The sequence below is a fragment of the Niabella sp. genome (genome assembly GCF_030150205.1).
Taxonomy (GTDB): Bacteria; Bacteroidota; Bacteroidia; order Chitinophagales; family Chitinophagaceae; genus Niabella.
Genome location: NZ_JASLGT010000005.1, coordinates 138,555 through 160,208, shown reverse-complemented (window position 1 = coordinate 160,208; position 21,654 = coordinate 138,555). Strand labels below are relative to the sequence as shown.

The window sequence follows — 21,654 nt, the reverse complement described above, 5'->3', positions numbered from 1 at the left end:
CAGGTTTATCTCTGTTATTGAATTGACATTGCCATCACCAGACGAAAATGTCCGTATCTCCGGTTTAGAAGTATTTTAACCAGAAGAAACTGCATATTCAAACGGTCAAACGGAACATATCGTAGCTGTAATGCCGGAATTAGTTCCTATGCTGCCGTTACATTTACAGCAACCATGCCCTTGGGGCCTTTCTGCACCTCGAAGGCAACTTTCAATTGTTCTTTCAGTTGTACAGATGCGGAGTTGACGTGTACGAAAATACTTTCCCCGGTAGTACTGTCTTTGATAAATCCATACCCTTTATTGCTGTCGTAAAAAGTGATCACCCCTTTCCGGGTATCATCAATGGCGTTCAGCTCCCGGCTATTGGCTACAACCGGAGGTATGTAGTCGCTTTTTATAGCGTTTCGCTCTGGTGGCGTTGCAGAAAGGTTTCCATATTCATCCACATAGGCCAGCATATCATCCAGCCCTTTGGCTTTGCCGGAGTTTTCTTTACGCTCCTGCTTCCTTTCTTCTTTTTGCTTTTTAGCATTGCGCTTTTTTTGTTCTCTTTCTCTTTTGTTCCAGGTTTCTCCCATTCGATTGTTTTAAATGAATAAATTATTTTGATATTGTTATACGGGCTTACTTTGTTGCAGCGCTAAGACGGGTAAACCCGGATCCGCTAAACAGACGGGACAAATTTACATCCCGTGTGCGCTCCCATTGCTGCAGGTTTTTTGAACTTACAACCCGCCAGAAATTTTTTGCTTTTAGCTCTTCATAATCGCGCGAGCTGATAAAAATGCCGGTTACGGTAGAACGGTCTTTAAAGTGAATGTTTACTGCCCCGGTATTTTTAGTAGCCGAAGTCAAAAATTTTTCTATTGCGTTTACATCCATAAATTTTTCTTTTTAGCGTTTTTAACTATAGAGCCGGCACTCCGGTTTTACCAACGGTTAGAATAGCTGCTCTTTTCCTCTTTAGGGCGTGCTTCCATTACCTTAATAGAACGTCCGTCCTGCATAGTGCCATTTAAATCTTTAATGGCTTTTGTAGCGGCTGCTTCGTCAGACATTTCAACAAAACCAAAGCCCCTGCTTTGTTTGGTGAATTTATCGGTGATCACACGTGCGGAGTCAACAGCTCCATAGGTAGCAAATAATTCAGTAAGGTCTTCAGTGCTGAAACTGTACCCAAGATTGGACACAAAAATGTTCATTTTTTTTAATTTTAATAAGGTGATGAATGATTCGAGAAAAGGTGCAAAATATATAAAGCGGAAAAGCCGAAAAGCAAGTGCTTATAATAGAGCAGTGACTCAAACTAACCGTGCAAAGATACGGATAATAGCGCATATGGCCTTTTTTGACACCCCATCTTATCGTAACACATTCACTAACAACCCACTACCATATCATCAGGGGCGGTAATTTTATACAATCAGCATACCTGCACCAGGTGTACATCACATTTAAAAGCTGCTGCAAATAATTCCTGAAATTATGAAATAAAAAGAGTATCTTCATAGAACATAGAAGATTATGCTGGTTTAACTGGAAACCCTCTTATACTGTTTTTCTTTTTCTCCATTTAAGCCAGGCCAACATAAATGAACAGTCAGGTTTTAGCCGGCACTACCGGCTGGTGATCGTTGTTAAACTACCTGAAAGCGCTCAGCATTTGTGCAGATATACCCGGTATCAGCAATATTTCTTATAAAAAAGGGAAGCGCATTGTATTTATCTACGATGGCTACAAACCCTTCAATGCAACCGGTGCCGGGCGTGCAGACAGGTATTCATTCAATAACCCTTAAAAGAGGCGCTATGCATTTCCAAAAACAAGACCTTGTACATAAACATTATAACTGGGCCAGCGGTGAACACATATTTAAGGGGCAGCCCAGCAGGAGAAGTTTTGATAAAAACAACGGCGACCAGGTGCTGTTTCTTATAAATTTTTACGCCTCGCTTGCAGAGCAGTTTACCCTGCGCGAAGGCAAGCTCATAGAACAACGGATTCATTTCGATGTACCAACTGAGGCCAAAAGCGAACGATCCGTTTTCAACTGGCTCAGATGGCATATTTTTATTTCAGAATAAATGCACTCCAATGCCCCTGTAAATCTGCAGGCAACTACCCGATGCCGTGTGTGACCGTTTCTATTTTATTAAAATGGCGGTTCTCCCGTGAAGACGCAAACCATGACATGTGCCACGGACAGTGTCCTCATGACCAGGCATGAATTTATAAAGATATTTTTGATACCGGGGTTCCTTATTAAACCCCAGCTTCAACAAAAAGCCGGTTTACGAAAACACAATCCATTATCTGCGGAAAACAAAGCAGGCGCATGCTACAGGTTATTTATCGCCCCACATCAGGCCCGGTAGCAAACCGCATTAATATTCATTCCGGCGCCCACGGAAGCAAAAAGAATAATATCGCCTGCTGAAATAGTATGTCCGGCTACTTTATCATTCCGTATCAGGTGGTACAGTGTAGGGATGGTGGCCACCGAACTGTTACCCAACCATTGAATGCTCATTGGCATTACATCTGGTGGAGGGGATTCTTCATAAAGATTGTAAAGCCTTTTTACAATTTCTTCATCCATTTTTTCATTTGCCTGATGAATAAGGATTTTATGTACCTGGCTGATGTGGATACCGCTTTTATCGAGACAGGCTTTCATGGCAAGCGGCACATGCTTTAACGCGTACTCGTATACCTTTCGCCCCTTCATTTTTATAAACAGGGTATCATCGTCCTTCTGTTTATAGCTTTTCCCCATGTTGATATAATCTGCTTCTTCCACACTGTGCGTTTGAGCACAACAACCTAATATGCCGGCGCTTCCGGCGGTTTCGGGTTTGTATTCCATTACAATAGCGCCCGCGCCATCCGAAAAGATCATACTGTCCCGGTCGGATACATCTATAACACGCGACAATGTTTCTGCACCAATCAGCAGTACTTTTTTTGCCATACCTGCCGTAAACCAGGCATGCGATTGAATAACGGCATGCAACCAGCCGGGACAGCCTACCAGCACATCATAGGCAATGCATTCCGGCCGGTTAATACCCAGTATATGTTTTACATTACTGGCAAGGGTTGGCACATTTTGCGATTGGACGGAACCATAGGTGACGTCGCCAAAATTATGGGCAACCACGATCTGATCCAGTGTTTCCGGGTCAATACCACTATCTGTTAATGCCTGCCAGCCGGCCGCAGCAGCCATATCGGAGGTGTTGATATGCGCCGGCGCATAGCGCCGTTCGCTGATGCCGGTTATCGATTTAAATTTATCAACGATCACACCGGTATCAATACCGATCGGCTCACCGGATGCTTCATAGAACAGGTTCCCTTTAAAATCGCTATTCCTGCGTATTTCACCGGGGATATACGCCCCCGATCCGGTAATGACTGAAGAAAATTTCATTTGTTGTTGTTTTGAGTAAGCCGATGTACGCGTCAGGGTTACTATACGGTTGCCTTACAAAAACAGTAGAACAATCAGTGGAGTAATTAACAGACGCTGAATGTACCATTTTTTTTTAACAGCTTCTGTTAAATATTGCTGTAACAGCAGGTGTCCGGACTGTTCCGGTCAGGTATTAAACAGCTTTAGACCAGCGATATTATAAAGATGATGAGCCTCATCATTCCTTGTAACAACGGCCATCCCAATAAGTATAACCTTTAGCAGATCAAAGAATCTTTTAAACGATGGTATATGCCTGCCAAAACCGATACAATTGACGGTATGCAATACCCCTGGTTATTATTGCAATTCAAAACTGAGGACCGGCTAACAAACCGCTTCCATAGTACCACCGGGCATATGCCTGATGTTTTGATATCTGCAAAATGGATGACCTGCAACTACAGCAACAATCTTTTCGCCTTATCCGGCTATATTGCTGCCCCGCATCGCCGGGCTTTTCTGATCTGCTTTTTTGTGCTGGTTGTGGAAATGATGACCTTTCCGCGACTTCCAGTTCTGCTGCCGCTTTTCGGCCGGAGCCTGTGGCGCTGGTGCAGGCATAACCGGTTGAGGCGCTGCGGCCTCAAAAGAATGGCCCTTTACCACGGGGATGGTCTTATTGATCAGTTTCTGAATATCTTTCAAATACGGTTGTTCTTCTGCATCACAAAACGATATGGCAATGCCACTGGCGCCTGCCCTGCCGGTACGGCCGATCCGGTGCACATAAGTTTCCGGCACATTGGGTAATTCATAATTAATCACACAGCCCATACCATCTACGTCAATGCCCCTTGCTGCAATATCCGTTGCAACCAGTACACGGATCTTGCCGGTTTTAAAATTTCCAAGCGCCGCCTGCCGGGCGTTTTGAGACTTATTACCATGTATCGCCGCTGCAGTGATGCCCGCCTTGTTCAGGCCTTTGGCGATCTTATCTGCCCCATACTTTGTTCTTGCAAAAACCAGCGTGGATTCTGCCGCAAAGTCTTTGAGTACGTGCAGGAGCAGGGCCGGTTTATTCGATTTATCTGTATGATATACCGATTGCTCTATTTTTTCCACCGTGGTGGCGGGTGGTGTAATCTCTATTTTTATGGGTTGCTTCAGCAACGAATCGGAGAGCTTTTGTACCTCCGGTGGCATGGTAGCCGAAAAAAAGATAGTCTGACGTTGCAACGGCAACCGGGACAGGATCCTTTTTACATCATGAATAAAACCCATGTCCAGCATGCGGTCAGCCTCATCCAATACCAGGTATTCAATTTCTTTTACGAGCGGATACCCCTGGTTGATCAGGTCGAGCAAGCGTCCGGGCGTTGCAATTAACACATCTACCGGCTGTTGCAATGCCCTTACCTGGTTATGTTGGGATACCCCTCCAAAGATCACCACCTGTTTCAGCGGCAGGTACCTGCCGTAGGCCGCAAAGCTCTCTGCCACCTGCAATGCCAGTTCTCTTGTAGGCACCAGCACCAACACCTTTGGACTACGGGAAGGCGCTTGTTTTTGACTATAAAGCAATTGTAATATCGGCAGGGCAAAGGAAGCGGTTTTACCTGTTCCCGTTTGCGCGCAGGCCAACAAGTCTCTTTTTTGTAAGATTACCGGGATGGATTTTTCCTGTACCGGCGTAGGATTGGTGTACCCCTCATTGCTTAATGCCTTGAGTATCGGGTCAATCAGTTGTAAAGTATGAAACGACAATTAAATAAAATTAAGATGAATAAATCGGGTAGCGTCAGCAACAAAAAATGAGGATACGATACCAATACCACGCTAAACAACACCTATAGTTGCACGGGGGAAGATGAACAAATACAGGGCAGGATTAACGTAAAGGCTGCAAAGGTAGGCAGTTTCTGCTGTTTTACCGCTTTTTATTCTTAAAACGCAGGGCCAGCGGTTTGTATAATAAACCGTAGAGCCGGGCATTATAAGGGCAATGATTTAAAGCTCGTTTATTGTGTATAGCCACATAAAGTAAACTATGGGGGCGGTAAAATCCATGTAGTAACAACATACATGCCTTTGGATCCTTATCCGTCGCGGCGGATCAGGATCCAAAGCGAGTAATAAACAGATGCCGGAACAATTCCGTCGCTATCGGAAAGACTTTTGATACAACCTCATAACAAAGAAAGACTGATTTTCAAAACAGTAGACATCTGTCACTAGCAACCTGTTTTCAGGTTCTATTGACAAACAGTTATACTTGGCATCCGGAATACCCCAATTTGATTCCTGCATTAAATACACTTACGGGTAAACGTTCCGGCTGGTGGCAGGGCCATCCTACCTGCTGTCATTTGATAAATAACCCTACATTTGCCGGCAAAAATCAGCGCATGGCAAATGAACTAACGGAAAGAAGCAGAAATAGCTGCGAACTTTGTAAGAGCACCTCCGGAATAAACGCCTATCAGGTAGCACCCGAAACCCAAAACAATGCAGACCAAACAATCTTTATCTGCAGTAAATGTGTGGCACAGATCGATAAGAAAGAACCACTGGATACGGCACACTGGCATTGTCTTTCTGAATCCATGTGGAGCGAAGTGCCCGCCGTACAGGTAACTGCCTGGCGCATGCTGAACCGCCTCCGCAACGAAAGCTGGGCTGCAGACAACCTGGATATGCTTTACCTTGATGATGAAACGCTGGCCTGGGCAAAAGCTACCGGGGATCATGAAGACGACGGTACTGTTGACCTGCACAAAGACAGCAACGGGAATATATTGCAGAACGGGGATACCGTAGTGCTTACTAAAAGCCTGGACGTAAAAGGATCTACCCTGAATGCCAAAATGGGTACCGTTGTAAAAAACATCCGCCTTGTAGAAGATAATACCGAACAGATTGAAGGAAAGATTGAAGGACAAACTATCGTGATCCTGACCAAATACCTGCGTAAACAGGGGAATTAGAAATATAAATATCCAATGTAAAAGACTGAATGTTGAGGGAAAGATTCCGTTAATACTCCGGAATCTTTCCTTTAACAAAATCCTGCCCGATGCAATGAAAATTAAGAGCCGGAAGTCGGGCACCGGCATCAGAAAAACCACCATCCAACCTTAAATTCTGAAATATGGCGTTGTCCTTAACTTTTCGAAATCAGCAATAACAGAAGACGGGTTTCTCCTCTAACGCTTAGTAGTTTGTCCCTAACAGCGCCGCTCCTTTTTCATTTAATATTTCACATTCTCCTGGGGGCCACTACCGGATACTTCCTGTTATTTTTACATCATCCAGACTAAACGTACCGCCCGCTGCTTCGCTGTTGAACCCGTAAAAGCGAATGGTGAGGGGCTCCTCCAGGCTCATAAATTCCGTGCCCATCGTTACCATACAGCCTTCGTTATCGGTTGTTGAAGCATCACTCACCTGCAGTACGCGGGCAGGTGTAACCTGCATATTCTTATTGTCAGAAGGAACAGCTACCGGTAAATTTTCCTTAAATTGATCCAATCCGGAACGCACTACAATCTGCCGTACACCGGTTCCGGAGCGCCGTATGGTAAAGGTTATCTTGAAAAGATGCAGGGCAAACCCTGCCGCGGGGGCAATAGTCACCTCATAATACCGGCCCTCATTAACAGCCCCGCTAAACACATCCGACCCATTTACGGCACCGGTAGGCCAGCCTGTAAAAGAAAAACGTCCGCTGGCATTGGAATGCTCACTGACACCAACGGCCCTGAACGGCGAAATCACCAGGTTGCTGATTACCGGCAATGGTGTTGGATCCGTTGTGCCGGTTTTATCGGAAACACCTGCAAAACCAAACAGCAGCGTAAACGGTACAGAAGGCACAAACCCCGAAACATCATCCGTATTCCGGATACAGAACTGTTTACTATCCTTATAATTTCCCGCATAGCCCGTCCAGGTTTGAGGGCCGGAAGGAATCATTGCCGCGGCAAACAGCGCCTGTTCCCTCGTATACAATTCCAGGGAGCCACTATTATCCGTAAACGCGTGGCTGCCTGAAAAAAATCCCGGGGCCGCCGTGGTTTCCACAACCGTAATCAATGTAGCTTCAAAATTCCCGGCATCGCCCGGCGGCAGGCCCAGGGCCGTATGTACTTCCTGTAAAGTTTTTACAAGCGGTATCACCACCCTGTCCGTTGCAACCGGAGCAGGCTTTACAAAACCTGGGCTTGTTTTCAACTGTAATGATCCGTGCTCATTGACCAGCGAATCCGTTTCAGAAAGCAATAATAAAATGGAATCTCCGGTACGATAGGTAACCGTGCCGCCCAGGTTGGCCACCAACCCGCTGCGATCACTCTGGATGACGACAGAACCCGCCGCAATATTACCGGATCCCGCATCGGAAATAACCGTGCCACCTACTGTATACCGGCCAAGCGCCCTGTTTGTACCCTGGTATAACTGCCGTAACCCCGCGATGGTAATGGGCGCCCGTTCTTCCTGTCCGCAGCGGGCCTGCAAAAACTGTACATCTCCCGTATCCCGTATAAAAAGTTGCTGTGTGGCATTGAACATACTGTAAATCCCGGTAATCGTTCCACTTCCGGCAGGCACTTTTAAGGCAGCAAAACTGGCATAACTGCTGTTGCGTAAAACAATGGACTGCCGCTCACAACTACGGATTGTAAAGTTTACAGCGCTTACACCTTTTTCAGGATCCGCATACGTTTTGGAAGTATCCCGTTCTGCAAACTGGTAACCCACCAGCTGTACCAACATGCTCTGCAAAGGATCTTTTATATTGGTTGAAAGTTCTGCCGGTGTAATAATCCGGGGCATTACCGTATTGCCAAATGAACCTTTTACAATAAACTGATCGAACTGCGCAACGGGAATCCTTCCAAGATTCAGGTATCCGCCATCGCGTACAGAATCCAGTCCAAGCTGAATAGTACCGCCATAATCGCCCAGCATCATGCCCTTTAACTTCACAAAAACCCGCCGGCCAACAGGATACGAAGTATATACGTTATTCCCATCCAGTAAAACCGGTATGCCACCGGTTTCATCCTGTATCACGATCTGTTTATAAAAATTTCCAGACCGGTCATTGGCGGTCACCACACCAGCAATCGTAATATCATCATAGATCTTCTGGAAAATACCATATCCCTGGTAGCGTTCTTTTAATAGCGCAACGGTCATGTTTACCGGTATATCCGGATCGGTGTTTACGGAAGGTACATCAAATGTCCGGTTACAGGAAATCATTAAGGTCCATACCCAAACCAGGAGCATGTGCCTCTTCAGGGTGGATGTATATGTTTGCATAAAGTTGAGTTTTCAGGTTAACAATACAGGTATTGTCCGGCTATTTAAACCGGAGCATTACACTGGCATAATAATTCAATCCGTAAGCATAATAGTATTTTGGAGGGAAGGTATCCGGATCCTTGTCTTCCATATTGAACCGCAGCTGTTCAAATCCTCCCGAACGGATATTTTTATTATCCAGCAGGTTGTTTACTCCCAGGCCAAATACCAGGTAGGCCGGCTTTTTGTGGATGGCATACCGAAGGCGCTTCGACCATCCTCCAAAAAGATCAAGCGTAAACTGTGCCGGAAACTTTTCCTGGACCGTCATCCGTTCAATGAGCTCCCGTATGCCGGATGAGGAGGGATCCACATCACCGATGGCCGCAACTGTTCTCCGGATAGGATTTACACTGAGCCAGGAATGATCAAAATAGTTGCCGCTCAAACTAAAGAACCAGTATCGTGGTGACCGGTAAAAAAAACCGGCGCTATAAGCATTCTGGGGAGTAGAAGGTACCCGGAAGTTCTTCAGATATACAACCTGCTCCGTCAATATCGCCGCATCATTGTCAACGGTCACTACTGCACGCGGGCGGCCATTATAATAGTACCGCCCTACAGAAGCAGCACCATTGAAACTCCACGCTGTACTTAGTTTGATCTCCATACCAATCTCTCCGCCAAAATGAACCGTATGAATGCCGCTTAACGCGTAATTGACAAAATTGCGGTATTGATCATGATAGAAGGTCATTACATCATAGGCGTCTTTTATTTCAGTATAATAGCCGGTAAGTCCGATCCGTACAGCTGGGCTATGGTGCTTGTATCCACCTTCAGCCGACCATACCGTTTCACTTTTCAGCGGGTGTTGCTGCAAGGCATTCCGGGTACGTGGCGAAATGAATACATGATCAAATAACGGCGGTGTGCGAAAATATCCTCCGTTGATAAAAAAATAATTCCGGCCGTTCCGTTTATACGTAATCCCCGTTTTTAAACCCGGATCCACAAATTGTTGACGGGCGGAAGGGCCATAGGAATCATCCGGGAAAAGACCGTTCCGGTTGAGCCCCTGCCGGTAAAACTGCGTTTGAAGGGCACTGGCAGTAACAAAACCATCCAACCGCCGCCCGGTAAAGGTTAGCTGTGCCCATGCGGATATACGGCTCATGATCATGCGGTAATGATAACCATACGGATCTCCGGCCTTTTTGATCTGATCCGGATGATCCAGGTCATATTGCAGGGAGTGGGGATCATTGGGAAAATCCCGCTCTGCAAACTGGTTTACATTCAGCCAGAAATCACCGCCTAACAGGTCTTTCACTTCCAGGTAGTGTTCATTTTCCTGGCGCTGATACCCCGCACCTGCTGCAAATCCGATCTGGCCCGAAAACCGGGTCCGGTAAACCATATTGCCCATATAACGCTGCAACGCATTCACCCGGTTGGACAAAATATATAAGGAGCGCGTACCTGTAACATTTTCGCCAGCCACCCCACCTGCGTTGCGAATGGTTACATTATTGGCCCGGTTTACCTCATACAGCCGGTTCCAGTTCACCTGCAGCAGGTCCGGATCACCCGAGAGTAATGCATGCAGTTCAGCAGCAGCAGCGGGCCGGGTTTTGGCATAATAGCCGGGCAGGTACCGGTAATAATCCGGACGCGGGTCCGGCGCATTATACCAGTCGAACCCCGACAATTTCCGCTTACCAAAGGTATAGGCCAGGGTAGTGATCCAACTGGTTTTGATATGAGGTTTGTATTCATACACACCCATAAAAACAGGCTGAAACGTGGCAGTTACCGCCGCATTCCGTTTTTCGCCATTTTGATAGCCCCAGGAGGGATTGTAAAAATGCGTGCCTGCCAGGTCCATGACCTCCTGCACACTGGCTGTTTGACGGCCGCTTTCCGTTGGTGCTCCAAAGGCAATAAAGGAAAAGAGGTTCCGGGAGTTTGTTTTTTTATCAATAGCGGCATAATAGCTCAGGCTGCGGTAATACGTACCCGGCACGTATCCCTCTTTCGCGTAGCGGGTGCTAAACATAAAACTATAAGCCCATCCCTGCTTATTAAATCCGGACCCATGCGTTAGTAAAAAACGGTGGCGATAGTTCCGGTTAGATACCGCATATCCTGCCTGCGTTTGTGCCCACTGTGCGCCTGCCCGCATATCGATATTGGTATGCAGACCCAGCCGGTTCGGCGCAAAATCAGCCGCTTCCAATCCATAAGCGTTTTGCCGGGAACGCATGATATTGGTAAGCCCGGACCATAAACCAAAAGGAACAAACCCATTATCCAACCCGGTAAAATCAATGCCATTCAGATACACAGCGTCTCCGTTATTATAGCCCCGGAGCCGGAAGCGTACCGGCGAAAAATTAAAAGCAGCTGCGGCTAAAAAAGGATTTCGTCCTGCAGAAAGAACCGATGAAACAGTGGTGCCGCTGCCTTCATCCGGATCGGCTTCGTCCAGACTGATTACCGGCAGTTGTTCTGCCACTTCGGCCTTCAGATCTCCGATCAGCGTATCGGTTATGGGGATGGTATCGCGGGCAGTCAAAAACGGGAGGGATTGCGCATTCCCAGACAGGTACACGAACGCAAGCGTTAGCACGATGGTGGTTTTCATTTGCGATTGTTTTTTGATAGGTTACCATAAATATACTAAAAACATTGAATATTGAAAATTTTTTATTTGAAAAATCTTTCCCACCTTTGTAATGAAAGCAAAATGGGACATACGCACAGGCGCTATACATTTTCATAAAAAATCCTGTGGCGACCATATCGTTTGATAAAACTTATAAAAAACGCCTATGGACATCAATGAACTTACATACCAGGTACGGGGTGCTATATTTAAAGTACACAGGGTTTTAGGACCGGGATTATTGGAGTCTGTTTATGAAGCAGCACTGGCATACGAACTGATTCAAAATAACATAAGCATTAAAACACAGGTAGGCTTACCCGTTGTATATGAAAAGATCCAGCTGGAATTGGGATTGGACCCGATCTACTGGTAGAAAATAGATTGATTATTGAAGTTAAGTCCGTGGAACGATTACATGATGTTCATAAAAAGCAATTGTTAACCTGTTTAAACTTGTCGGGAAAGAAGATTGGCTTACTCGTTAATTTTAATTGCAGCTCGATAATAGCAAAAGAAAGTTTGATAAGAATTGTTAATTAATGATCCGGAGCAAATAGAGAACGACTACTAAATTCAGCGTTGCTCACAGATTACACAGATTCTCACAGAACCACTCAAAAAATCTGTGCACATCTGAGAAATCTGTGAGAAAAACAAAACCGGAGAACGATTTTTGAGGCCAGCTTTGCTCACAGATTACACAGATTCTCACAGAACCACTCAGAAAATCTGTGCACATCTGAGAAATCAGTGAGAAAAACAAAACCCGGAGATCTATATGTGTCCTACTTTAACCTGAACCAAATGAAAAAAAATCCATTGCTGCTGATATTGGTTGTTATCAGCTCAGTCAGCACTTCCGCACAACCCCGGCAATACAAAAGTGCCATCATCGCGTTCTATAATCTCGAAAACTATTACGATACCATTTTCCACGGCCGCTATGATGACGAAACCTTTACGCCTCATGGCTCCAAAGCCTATACCAGCGCCGTTTTCAATGAAAAAACAACCCGCCTGGCAACCGTAATTTCCAGGATCGGAACCGATGTCAATCCTGATGGCCCGGCCCTGCTGGGGGTATCTGAGGTCGAAAACGGTGCAGTATTGCAGATACTGGCGCAGCACCCCTTACTTACCGGCCGCAATTACCGGTATGTGCATTATGATTCAAAAGACGCCCGCGGGTCCGATGTGGCGCTGCTGTATAACCCCCGGTATTTTCGCGTACTCAAAAGCAAAGCATTGTATGTGCCGCTTCCCGAAGGCGCCAAAACCTCCGCTTATACGCGCGATATCTTATGGGTAACCGGCCTGCTGAATGGAGAACGGATACAGGTTTTTGTAAACCACTGGCCCAGCCGCTATGGAGGCGAAAAGAAATCGGAACCGGGCCGTATGGCCGCCGCATACACCATCCGGAAGTTTATAGACACACTGATCCAACACGATCCCATGACCAAAATTATTGTGCTGGGCGATTTTAACGACGAGCCCGTGAATAACAGCATTGTAAAAGGACTACAAACAACAGACAAAGCTGCAGCCATAAAAATGGGCCAGCTATACAATCCCTGGGTGGCACTTTACAAAAACGGAACGGGCACCCTGGCCTACCAGGATGCCTGGAGCCTTTTTGACCAGATCCTGATCTCAGAAGGCTTTTTAGATAAAACCCAATCCGGTTTTTTCTTTTATAAAAATGCGGTATTTAAGAACAGCGATCTCATTGAAAACACAGGACCTTATAAGGGATATCCCCTGCGCAGCTATACCGGTGATGGATACCGGGGTGGATACAGCGACCATTTTCCGGTATATATGGTGCTGCTAAAAACGGTTGCCGGAGGGAAATGAACCAGATCCTTCTTAAAAAAGTACTATAAAAGCCCCCGGTTAATTGTAAATTTTATAATTATAGCCCATATCCGTGGCCAGGAATTGGATTTAATGGCCCTGGGGGTTAAATTTGAGCCCTTATAGTATTTAATCATTTTAGTTTATACATTAATCTCGCGTAATTATGAATGAAGTATCCGACATAGGCGTAATTGGCCTGGCAGTGATGGGTGAAAACCTGATCCTGAATATGGAAAGCAAGGGCTTTCATGTAACCGCATTCAACCGCTCTGTTGATAAGGTGGAACATTTTGTAAACGGCCGGGCAAAAGGCAAAAATATTTACGGAGCAAAATCAATCGAAGACCTGGTAAGTTCATTAAAGTCTCCCAGGAAAGTGATGCTGATGGTAAAGGCCGGTAAGCCCGTGGACGACTTCATCGATCTGTTGATTCCGCATTTAGATAAAGGTGATATCATTATTGATGGCGGTAACTCCCATTTCCCGGATACGGAGCGCCGGGTGAAATATGTAGAAAGCAAAGGACTGTATTTTATTGGTACCGGTGTTTCCGGAGGAGAGGAAGGCGCGTTGCTGGGGCCCTCCATTATGCCGGGCGGTTCTAAAGAAGCATGGCCTGCGGTAAAACCCATCTTCCAGGGTATTGCTGCAAAAGTAGCCGATGGTACACCCTGCTGCGACTGGGTAGGTACCGGTGGCGCCGGCCATTTTGTAAAGATGGTACATAACGGGATCGAGTATGGCGATATGCAGCTGATCAACGAGATCTACCACATCATGAAGAACGTGCTGGGCATGTCCGCCGATGAAATGCATGAAGTTTTTAAAGAATGGAACGAAGGTGAACTGGATAGCTACCTGGTGGAAATCACCCGGGATATCCTGGCCTATAAAGAAGCGGATGGCACGCCGATCATTGACCGGATCCTGGATACCGCCGGGCAAAAAGGTACCGGTAAATGGACCGGAACCGTAGCTTTGGAACTGGGTGTGCCGCTGACGCTGATCACGGAGTCGGTGTTCGCCCGTTGTCTTTCTGCATTAAAAGATGAGCGCGTAGCAGCATCTAAAGTACTGACTGCCGGCCCTGCACCTGCCTTTAACGGCGATAAAAAGGCATTCATTGATTACTTAAGAGATGCATTGTATGCCGCAAAAGTAATTTCGTATGCACAGGGCTACCAGATGATGAAAGCGGCCGCGAAAGAATATAACTGGGAACTGAGCTATGGCAATATCGCCCTGATGTGGAGAGGCGGATGCATTATCCGTTCACGCTTCCTGGGCAACATTAAAGAAGCATTTGACAAAAATCCGGACCTGGCCAACCTGTTGCTGGATCCGTATTTTGCTGAAAAAATCCAGGCCTGCCAGAATGGTTTAAGACAGGTAACCGCCACAGCGATACAAAACGGCATACCCGTGCCCTGCCTGAACGCAGCCATCAGCTTCTATGATGGCTATCGCACGGAGCGCCTGCCGGCAAACCTGCTGCAGGCACAGCGCGATTATTTCGGTGCCCATACTTACGAAAGAACAGACAAACCCCGCGGACAGTTCTTCCATACCAACTGGACCGGAAGAGGCGGGGATACAGCGTCTACTACGTACGACGTGTAAAACCAACAGAGACCTATGAGGCTTTTTTGTAAACCTCATAGGTCTTTCTTATTTCTTTTCAAACACCATCTCCCCTCCCGAACAGGTCTTCAACACCATTATTTTTAATAATTCCGCTTCCGGAGTTTGCATCAAATCGCGATCCAGTACCACAAAGTCAGCCAGTTTTCCTGGTTCCAGGCTTCCTTTTTCCTGCTCCTCAAATGCCGCACGGGCCGCCCATATCGTCATTCCCCGTAGAGCCTGTTCCCTGGTTAATGCATTTTCCACCTGGAATCCGGATGCCGGGAACCCGGTTGCATCCTTTCTGACTACGGCCGCATAAAAGGTTTTTAACGGCGAAATATCCTCAACCGGAAAGTCGGTGCCCAGCGGAATCCATCCGTTTTGCTTCAGCAATTGCAAATAGGCATAGGCGCCCTTTAAACGTTCTGTTCCCAGCCGGTCGCCGGCCCAGTACATATCCGATGTAGCATGCGTGGGCTGCACAGAAGGAATGACCTGGTAATCGCCAAAGAAATGAAAATCGTTACCGTTGATCACCTGGGCGTGCTCGATCCGCCAGCGCAGATCATTCTTACCCTTCAGGTATTTCGCGTAGGTTTCCAGTATGGTGCGGTTGGCGCTGTCTCCAATGGCATGAGTGCACATCTGCCAGCCCTGCGCAGCAATAAAACGGGCTACGGAATCGAAATGCTCCGGGTTGCTTAGTAAAAAACCCTTCCATCCTGCCTTGTCGGCATAATCGTGCAAAAGACATGCCCCCCTGGAACCCAGCGCTCCGTCTGAAAAGATCTTAAATCCCCGCACATGCATCCGGCCGGTTTTAATGATCCCGCGCTTCAGCAGGTAATCATAGTTCTGTTTGGCATCGCTCAACATTACATATAACCGCATTTTCAGGTCGCCGCTCTTCTGTAAGGCCTCCATCTTTTCCACCATATCATAATTGAGTCCGCAATCATGGATCGAGGTTAGTCCCTGCCCAAAACAATTGGCTTCCGCCCGTTGAAGGGTCGCTTTCAGCGCTTCAAGCGAAGGCTCCGGGATCCGCGACGCTACTTTATCCATTGCATTGTCGATCAGGATACCGGTAAGCACGCCATTCTTTACCTGGTATTCACCTCCTGTAATGGTATCCCCCGCTTTTACGCCGGCCAGCTCCAGCGCCTTATTATTGGCAATGGCCGCATGTCCATCAATGCGTACCAGGTATACCGGGCGGTTGGGGTATCTTTTATTAAGCTCTTCATTGGTAGGAAATTCTTTAACGGGCCAGTCGTTCTGATCCCAGCCCCGCCCAATGATCCAGCTATTGGAATCCTTCCCGGTTTTATAATCGCTAAAGCGGTGCAACACCTGTTCCCAGCTCTGCGTATTGACCAGGTCCATTTCGGAAAGTCCCTTTGCATAAAGGGCCAAATGTGCGTGCGCATCAATAAAACCCGGGTAAATGAATTTTCCTGCAGCGTCGAGCTGCTCCTTAAAGGTATACTGTTTTTCCAGGTCGCCTTTCGTACCCAGCGCAATGATCTTACCATCTTTAACAACCATGGCTTCCGCCTTGCTGAAAGAGGCATCCACGGTATAGATCGTTCCGTTAAATACCAGCAGGTCGGCTTCTTTTTGAGGGCTACAGGCAATCATACATACATTTATAAATACAAGAATGGCCAGCTTATACATACACTATTTTACAACGAATATAAAAAAATAGCCCCTTTTTATGGGGGCCATTAATTGCTTGTTGTCAGAAAAAAATATATAGAAAACTTAGTTCAGGTATTTTAAAAGCTCCTCACTCATGGGTTCTACCTTCGAAGGGAACACAGCAACCAACGCTCCCTTTTCATCCATCAAAAACTTTGTAAAATTCCACTTGATCGGATCTTTTATTCCTTTTTTTTCCGCTTCAGCAATCAAATACTTATAAATGGGTGCCATGTCTGCTCCCTGAACCGAAACTTTGCCGGCCATGGGAAAGCTGACACCATAATTTTTTTTACAGAACTCCGCAATCTCTTCGTTACTACCGGGCTCCTGTGACTTGAAATTGTTTGCCGGAAAGCCAACAATCACCAGCTTGTCCTTATACTTTTTATACAATTCCTCCAGCCCCTCATACTGATGGGTGTAGCCACACTTACTGGCGGTGTTCACGATCAGGATCTTTTTCCCTTTAAAATCTTTAAAATTGATGGATCCGCCGGTCAATCCGTTCACCTTAAAATCATAGATGGAACCTGCTGCCATTACCGCAGCCAGCAGGAGCGTTGTAAGAAGTACTTTCATATATTCAATTTATTTCTAAAGATAACCGGTTTTTTCAATTCTCTTTTGTTAAACAACGGACTCCGGGCAATCAATCACTGGCAAAACACAGGACAGCAACGCTCAGCTTCACACCGGGAATTTTTAGTAAGACGCTGCCACAGGCCTCTAACGTTGCACCGGTTGTTACCACATCATCCACCAGCAGCAGGTGCCGGTTTTGGATCACGGAATCGACCGGAACCCTGAATTTGCCCTGCATATTGATCCAACGCTCCACCCGGTTTTTTCTTGTTTGTGTTTCCGTCGATTCTGACCTGTAAACCAATGTATTGCAAACAGGCATGCCCATTATCGCCGCAATACCGCCGCATAAAAGTTCCGCCTGGTTGTAACCCCGCCGGCGTTCCCTGGCAGCAAACAGCGGCATGGGCACTATGAGATCGACGTCGTTAAAGCGCATTGACCGGGCTAACGCGGTACCCATGATAGTCCCCAGCTGGTGCCCCAACGCCCTGTTTCCCCCGTATTTCAGCTGGTGCAACAAGTGCTGTATGGATGACTTTTTGGAAAAATAACAGTGTGCGCCGGCGGCTGCTACCCGAAGCCGGCCGGCAAAGATCTTTTCAACCGGGTTGTCTGCATGTACTTCAAAATCTGTTACCGGTAATTCATATATACAGGAAAGACAAAGCTCGCTGCCCGCAGGCAATGCATCACTGCCACAGCCGGCACAGATATGCGGATAAAAAAGATGCGTAAGGGCGCTCCAGGTGTAGTGCAGGGTGTTCATCTTTATTAGCTTCTTAGTCAAATATAAAAAATAAACATGTACAAAAGCGGATTTTTATTTTTAGATTTGAACCGCGTTCAACCAGGACTAAGTTTAATCGGAACGCCCCCCTATGGAGCTGACATAAATGAAAATTATGGTTATGCCCTCTACCGCTATTATCGATACGATGATCGTATCGGATGATGTTTATTTTACTGAACACCTAACGACCTTTCTGAGGCAAAGTGCCGCCTTTAACTTCAGGGTACAGGTTGCTACGGACTCCGGAGATCATTCTTTACATGCCTACCGGCTTCTTTTTTCGCGTCCGCCATTGATCTTACTTGCAGCAGATCTTACCCGGCCGGAAAGCCTGGCACTTTTGTCGGGTCTGTCTCAATCGTTTCCCGGGGCCGTGATCGTAACGGTGGGCGAAGTGGGAGACCTGGGCCTGCTGCTGAAATACATACGGACGGGTGTGCGGGGATTTATCCCCGGTTCATTTTCCGTTGCGGAATTTAATCATGCGTTGATAAAAATCATCGAAGGCGAAGCCTTTATCAGCACGGCAGTAACCGGTAAGATCTTTGACTACCTCCACCACAATGTTGAGCTATCCGGGAAGCTAACACACCGGCAGCAGCAAATTGTAGAAGGGATTGTGGAAGGACTTAGTTACAAACTTATTGCATACAAGCATAATATTTCTATCGATACGGTACGGGAACACATCAAGAACATTTATAAAATGTTCCGGATCAACAGTAAGGCCGAACTGATCGCCCTGCTTAAATTCCACTACCTGTAATCACATCTTTATGTGGTTATGCCTTCTGCAAAATAGAAGGGCTACCGCGTACATTTGTGCAATCATCATACCTCTATTACTGCTTCATTTCCGTGCGCATTGTTTTTCTTATCCTGGGTATTCTGGGCTGCCTGCTTACTACAGCGCAGCAACCGTTGGTGCGCTATGGTTTTAAATACGATACAGTAGCCATCCGCCCCGGCGAAACATTTTCCAATAGCCTCTGGATCGAGAACAACGGCGCCACCGAAGTGCTCCTTTTTCAAACAAATGCCGCAGCATCTGTAAAAGGGTTACTGAATCTGCCGGACAGTATGCATTTACAACCGCGGGAAAAAAAGTGGTTCCCGCTTAAATATTTTGCCGACCGGCGTACGGTTCACCGCAATTTCCAGGAGTTTCTTTTTCTGCTCGCTGCCGTACAAAAGGAAATACCCGTACAAAACGCGGCGTCTTTTGTTACCCACCTCCGGCAAACACAGGGGCTGATGGTTGACACGGATGAGCCGGAGATCTATCTCAGCCAGATCAGCCGGCAAACCAGCGTTGCTATTCGTTGCTATAATAACGGACTGATCCCGGTCAGTTTTCACCTGGAATTAAGCAATATTCCGGCAGGGCTGGAATTTACGGGTGATGTAGATGAACGAACGCTGGCACCGGGGCAACAGCAAACCATTGTATTCACGGCCGTAAATAAGCTGCGGAGCCGCACCGCCTCCGACTTCCTGGTCCTTATCCGCGCCCTTGATAAAACCGGGAGCCTGCTTGCTGTAAAAAACCTGCGGATGATGAGCATAAGCAGCGACAAGCGGCTGTTCCTGAACCAGGCTCCGTTTTCACAAAGCCCGCCCAATACGATCGGGTTGCGTTTCCTGTCGGTAAATCAAGGGCTTTCCGCCTATCAGCTGCAGGGAAACGGTTTATTTTTTCTGGCCGATAGTCAGCAACTCCGGTACCGGCTGAACGCAGACTATTTAAACAGCCCTGTACAAAAAGGGCTCAATCTCTATGATACCTATGTCGATTACCAATCCCGTAAATGGGGATTGAAAGCAGGAACGATTTATGAGCTGCTTGATTTTAACCTGAATGGAAGAGGAGTTAAAGCCAGTTTAAAAACCGGCGCCCATCAATCATTACAGGTATACGGCGTTGAAAACAATTACCTGTTATACAACAACCTTTACCACATCCCCCAAAACCAGGGATCAACCTTTGCCATTGCCTACCAGGATCAGTCCTCTCCCGTAAAAAATAAATCCCTGATCCTGTTACAGCATGCGAACACCTGGAGCCATATCCATACCTCGCTGCTGTCTGGAAGTATTACCATACCTGTTAATAAAAAAACTTATTTTGGAGTTGAAGCCGGTTCCAGCCTGCTCTATATAAAAAATGCAGACACCCGGTCTGGATTTGCCGCAGGGTTAAAATTCGTACACGACCATGAACACTTCAGAACCTATAGTTATAACTATTATTCAACACCCTACTACGGCGGGCTAAGAAGAGGGCTGCTTCAGCTAGACAATGCTATTTCTTTTGATCTTGGCGGAAGTAATACCCTTACAGCAGCCATACGCCTGCTGAATAATAACCCCAGGCTGCTTTACTATTTCGGGAACGAATATCTTGCTGCTGCCAGCCGGTATGGGAACAGCACCTATGAAATAGGTTACGGAGCCCGGCTTGGAAACTGGAACCTTGCCTTCAGACCTTATTATTTTGCGCAACATATCCGGCTGCAAACAGAAAACGAAAACTGGAGGTCGGCATCCCTTCGCGGGAAAATAAACCTGGGCTATACATATGCTGCAAGTACTTTTTTTCTTGAAGCCGACAACGGCTATACCTTCCAGAACACCTCCGGAAGACCCCAGGCGCCCTTCCTGTCCTCACGCATCAATACCTCCTACAAAAGCCAGGTGCTGGGCTTTTCTGCATTTGCACAGTTTAACAGCTATTATCTGACCGATGCCCTGGCATTGAACCTGCAGCAACCGAAATATACGTTCCTATCCCTTGGACCAACCACGGGCTTTATGCTTTTTCAGCGGCGGGTGTCTGTAAATACCGGTGCTACCTATAATTATTCCGGCTACAATCATAGTTCCAATTACGCTGTAAACGGCAACCTTCGCTGGCACCTGAAAAACAACTGGGCTGTTACAACCGATGTACTTTATGGGATCAATGTGCAGCCAATGGCCTATAGTGTAAACCAGGGCGCCGGCAACAGCTATGACCCCGGCGATCCCTCTCTGCAATACCGTTACAGCAACAGGCAGCTCCGGTTTGGAATAGAAAAAAGTTTTCACAGTAAGGATGAACTGCAGGAACGGAAGCTGGAACTTTTCTTTTATGCAGACCTGAATGCCAATGGCCGTTATGACGAGGGGGAACCCGCCGCACCGGGCGTTCAGGTACGCATCGACGGAACGATGGCCATCACCAACAAGAAGGGACTTGTAAAATTTACCGGGCAAAAAAACAAAAGCTATTCCGTTTCCATTCTCAATCATAAGAACTGGAGCCTGTTGTATAGTCCCGAAATTGTGTTGAGAAAAAACAGCCGGTTTGAAGTAGCACTTGTAAAAACAGCGTTGTTAACGGGGAAGCTGGTCTATGTGGCCGATAAATATGCTGATGCTCCACCACCGCCCGCCGGCATCCGGGTAAAGGCGGTTTCAAAGAACGGGACCTCATTTACGACCCTTATAAATGAGCAAGGCCTGTTTCATCTTTACCTACCCGAAGATCATTACATGCTTTCTGTGGAAGCCGGTGCCCTGGGCTTTACCATGCTTGAGGAAAACAAAACGGTGCAGATATTGCAACAGCGCCAGGAAGCCATTGAATTGAAGTATACTTACCGGGTCCGGAAGGTTGAGGTTACCCGGTTTAACTAAGCGT

The 21,654-nt window shown here is 46.8% G+C and carries 18 protein-coding genes; 8 read left to right on the top strand and 10 right to left on the bottom strand.

Annotated features, from left to right (window positions below):
• Positions 1-146 precede the first annotated feature (146 nt).
• The 3 genes from Q1V85_RS04255 to Q1V85_RS04245 are packed head-to-tail and all read right to left on the bottom strand — an operon-like array spanning position 147 to position 1,205.
• A complete protein-coding gene (locus Q1V85_RS04255) occupies positions 147-581 on the bottom strand; it encodes a cold shock domain-containing protein (RefSeq protein WP_300597783.1) in 435 nt (144 codons plus the stop codon).
• Between the two features lie 46 nt (positions 582-627).
• On the bottom strand, positions 628-885 hold the full coding sequence (locus tag Q1V85_RS04250) for a short-chain dehydrogenase (protein ID WP_300597781.1): 258 nt from the start codon (positions 883-885) through the stop codon (positions 628-630).
• Between the two features lie 47 nt (positions 886-932).
• Positions 933-1,205 carry an RNA-binding protein gene (locus tag Q1V85_RS04245; RefSeq protein ID WP_300597779.1) on the bottom strand — a complete coding sequence of 91 codons (273 nt, stop codon included), beginning with the start codon at positions 1,203-1,205 and terminating at the stop codon, positions 933-935.
• Between the two features lie 607 nt (positions 1,206-1,812).
• Between Q1V85_RS04245 and Q1V85_RS04240 the strand changes: the two genes are divergently transcribed.
• Positions 1,813-2,088, top strand: a complete 276-nt coding sequence (locus tag Q1V85_RS04240; protein WP_300597777.1) for a hypothetical protein — start codon at positions 1,813-1,815, stop codon at positions 2,086-2,088.
• Between the two features lie 278 nt (positions 2,089-2,366).
• Here the strand turns inward: Q1V85_RS04240 and Q1V85_RS04235 are convergent, their stop codons facing one another.
• Together Q1V85_RS04235 and Q1V85_RS04230 are read right to left on the bottom strand one after the other, a co-directional pair.
• On the bottom strand, positions 2,367-3,437 hold the full coding sequence (locus tag Q1V85_RS04235; protein WP_300597775.1) for a 3-oxoacyl-ACP synthase III family protein: 1,071 nt from the start codon (positions 3,435-3,437) through the stop codon (positions 2,367-2,369).
• 465 nt (positions 3,438-3,902) lie between these two features.
• Complete coding sequence (locus Q1V85_RS04230; RefSeq protein WP_300597773.1) at positions 3,903-5,189, bottom strand: DEAD/DEAH box helicase; 1,287 nt, start codon at positions 5,187-5,189, stop codon at positions 3,903-3,905.
• A 641-nt stretch (positions 5,190-5,830) separates the two neighbouring features.
• Between Q1V85_RS04230 and Q1V85_RS04225 the strand changes: the two genes are divergently transcribed.
• The gene (locus Q1V85_RS04225; RefSeq protein ID WP_300597771.1) at positions 5,831-6,409 is read left to right on the top strand and encodes an alkylphosphonate utilization protein; all 579 of its coding nucleotides are present in this window, start codon (positions 5,831-5,833) and stop codon (positions 6,407-6,409) included.
• Positions 6,410-6,701: 292 nt separating this feature from the next.
• Here the strand turns inward: Q1V85_RS04225 and Q1V85_RS04220 are convergent, their stop codons facing one another.
• The gene (locus Q1V85_RS04220) at positions 6,702-8,750 is read right to left on the bottom strand and encodes a DUF5689 domain-containing protein (RefSeq protein WP_300597769.1); all 2,049 of its coding nucleotides are present in this window, start codon (positions 8,748-8,750) and stop codon (positions 6,702-6,704) included.
• Between the two features lie 40 nt (positions 8,751-8,790).
• A complete protein-coding gene (locus Q1V85_RS04215; RefSeq protein ID WP_300597767.1) occupies positions 8,791-11,379 on the bottom strand; it encodes a TonB-dependent receptor in 2,589 nt (862 codons plus the stop codon).
• 187 nt (positions 11,380-11,566) lie between these two features.
• Between Q1V85_RS04215 and Q1V85_RS04210 the strand changes: the two genes are divergently transcribed.
• From Q1V85_RS04210 to gnd, 4 genes are all read left to right on the top strand, one after another.
• Positions 11,567-11,776: a GxxExxY protein gene (locus tag Q1V85_RS04210; protein WP_300597765.1), complete on the top strand. Its 210-nt coding sequence runs from the start codon at positions 11,567-11,569 to the stop codon at positions 11,774-11,776.
• A 29-nt stretch (positions 11,777-11,805) separates the two neighbouring features.
• Complete coding sequence (locus tag Q1V85_RS25160) at positions 11,806-11,943, top strand: GxxExxY protein (protein WP_366913999.1); 138 nt, start codon at positions 11,806-11,808, stop codon at positions 11,941-11,943.
• A gap of 264 nt (positions 11,944-12,207) precedes the next feature.
• Complete coding sequence (locus Q1V85_RS04205) at positions 12,208-13,260, top strand: endonuclease/exonuclease/phosphatase (RefSeq protein WP_300597763.1); 1,053 nt, start codon at positions 12,208-12,210, stop codon at positions 13,258-13,260.
• Positions 13,261-13,426: 166 nt separating this feature from the next.
• Positions 13,427-14,884: a decarboxylating NADP(+)-dependent phosphogluconate dehydrogenase gene (gene gnd, locus Q1V85_RS04200; RefSeq protein ID WP_300597762.1), complete on the top strand. Its 1,458-nt coding sequence runs from the start codon at positions 13,427-13,429 to the stop codon at positions 14,882-14,884.
• A gap of 48 nt (positions 14,885-14,932) precedes the next feature.
• Here gnd and Q1V85_RS04195 read toward each other — a convergent pair whose 3' ends face one another.
• The 3 genes from Q1V85_RS04195 to Q1V85_RS04185 all read right to left on the bottom strand — a co-directional run bounded on the left by Q1V85_RS04195 (position 14,933) and on the right by Q1V85_RS04185 (position 17,969).
• A complete protein-coding gene (locus Q1V85_RS04195) occupies positions 14,933-16,531 on the bottom strand; it encodes an amidohydrolase (RefSeq protein ID WP_300597759.1) in 1,599 nt (532 codons plus the stop codon).
• A gap of 126 nt (positions 16,532-16,657) precedes the next feature.
• Positions 16,658-17,176 carry a glutathione peroxidase gene (locus Q1V85_RS04190; RefSeq protein ID WP_300597757.1) on the bottom strand — a complete coding sequence of 173 codons (519 nt, stop codon included), beginning with the start codon at positions 17,174-17,176 and terminating at the stop codon, positions 16,658-16,660.
• 70 nt (positions 17,177-17,246) lie between these two features.
• The gene (locus Q1V85_RS04185; protein WP_300597755.1) at positions 17,247-17,969 is read right to left on the bottom strand and encodes a ComF family protein; all 723 of its coding nucleotides are present in this window, start codon (positions 17,967-17,969) and stop codon (positions 17,247-17,249) included.
• 121 nt (positions 17,970-18,090) lie between these two features.
• Here Q1V85_RS04185 and Q1V85_RS04180 point away from each other — a divergent pair, with 121 nt between their 5' ends.
• Positions 18,091-18,738 carry a response regulator transcription factor gene (locus tag Q1V85_RS04180; RefSeq protein WP_300597753.1) on the top strand — a complete coding sequence of 216 codons (648 nt, stop codon included), beginning with the start codon at positions 18,091-18,093 and terminating at the stop codon, positions 18,736-18,738.
• Between the two features lie 92 nt (positions 18,739-18,830).
• Positions 18,831-21,650 (top strand): hypothetical protein, encoded by a 2,820-nt coding sequence (locus Q1V85_RS04175; RefSeq protein WP_300597751.1) that lies wholly within the window; start codon positions 18,831-18,833, stop codon positions 21,648-21,650.
• Positions 21,651-21,654: the final 4 nt, after the last annotated feature.

What these genes read in the sequence shown, in the direction of transcription:
- Q1V85_RS04245 (WP_300597779.1), bottom strand. Translation starts at nt 1,205, where the DNA reads ATGAACATTTTTGTGTCCAATCTTGGGTACAGTTTCAGCACTGAAGAC.
- Q1V85_RS04195 (WP_300597759.1), bottom strand. Translation starts at nt 16,531, where the DNA reads ATGATTGCCTGTAGCCCTCAAAAAGAAGCCGACCTGCTGGTATTTAAC.
- Q1V85_RS04210 (WP_300597765.1), top strand. Translation starts at nt 11,567, where the DNA reads ATGGACATCAATGAACTTACATACCAGGTACGGGGTGCTATATTTAAA.
- Q1V85_RS04235 (WP_300597775.1), bottom strand. Translation starts at nt 3,437, where the DNA reads ATGAAATTTTCTTCAGTCATTACCGGATCGGGGGCGTATATCCCCGGT.
- Q1V85_RS04205 (WP_300597763.1), top strand. Translation starts at nt 12,208, where the DNA reads ATGAAAAAAAATCCATTGCTGCTGATATTGGTTGTTATCAGCTCAGTC.
- Q1V85_RS04190 (WP_300597757.1), bottom strand. Translation starts at nt 17,176, where the DNA reads ATGAAAGTACTTCTTACAACGCTCCTGCTGGCTGCGGTAATGGCAGCA.
- Q1V85_RS04180 (WP_300597753.1), top strand. Translation starts at nt 18,091, where the DNA reads ATGCCCTCTACCGCTATTATCGATACGATGATCGTATCGGATGATGTT.
- Q1V85_RS04215 (WP_300597767.1), bottom strand. Translation starts at nt 11,379, where the DNA reads ATGAAAACCACCATCGTGCTAACGCTTGCGTTCGTGTACCTGTCTGGG.
- Q1V85_RS04225 (WP_300597771.1), top strand. Translation starts at nt 5,831, where the DNA reads ATGGCAAATGAACTAACGGAAAGAAGCAGAAATAGCTGCGAACTTTGT.
- gnd (WP_300597762.1), top strand. Translation starts at nt 13,427, where the DNA reads ATGAATGAAGTATCCGACATAGGCGTAATTGGCCTGGCAGTGATGGGT.
- Q1V85_RS04255 (WP_300597783.1), bottom strand. Translation starts at nt 581, where the DNA reads ATGGGAGAAACCTGGAACAAAAGAGAAAGAGAACAAAAAAAGCGCAAT.
- Q1V85_RS04220 (WP_300597769.1), bottom strand. Translation starts at nt 8,750, where the DNA reads ATGCAAACATATACATCCACCCTGAAGAGGCACATGCTCCTGGTTTGG.
- Q1V85_RS04250 (WP_300597781.1), bottom strand. Translation starts at nt 885, where the DNA reads ATGGATGTAAACGCAATAGAAAAATTTTTGACTTCGGCTACTAAAAAT.
- Q1V85_RS04240 (WP_300597777.1), top strand. Translation starts at nt 1,813, where the DNA reads ATGCATTTCCAAAAACAAGACCTTGTACATAAACATTATAACTGGGCC.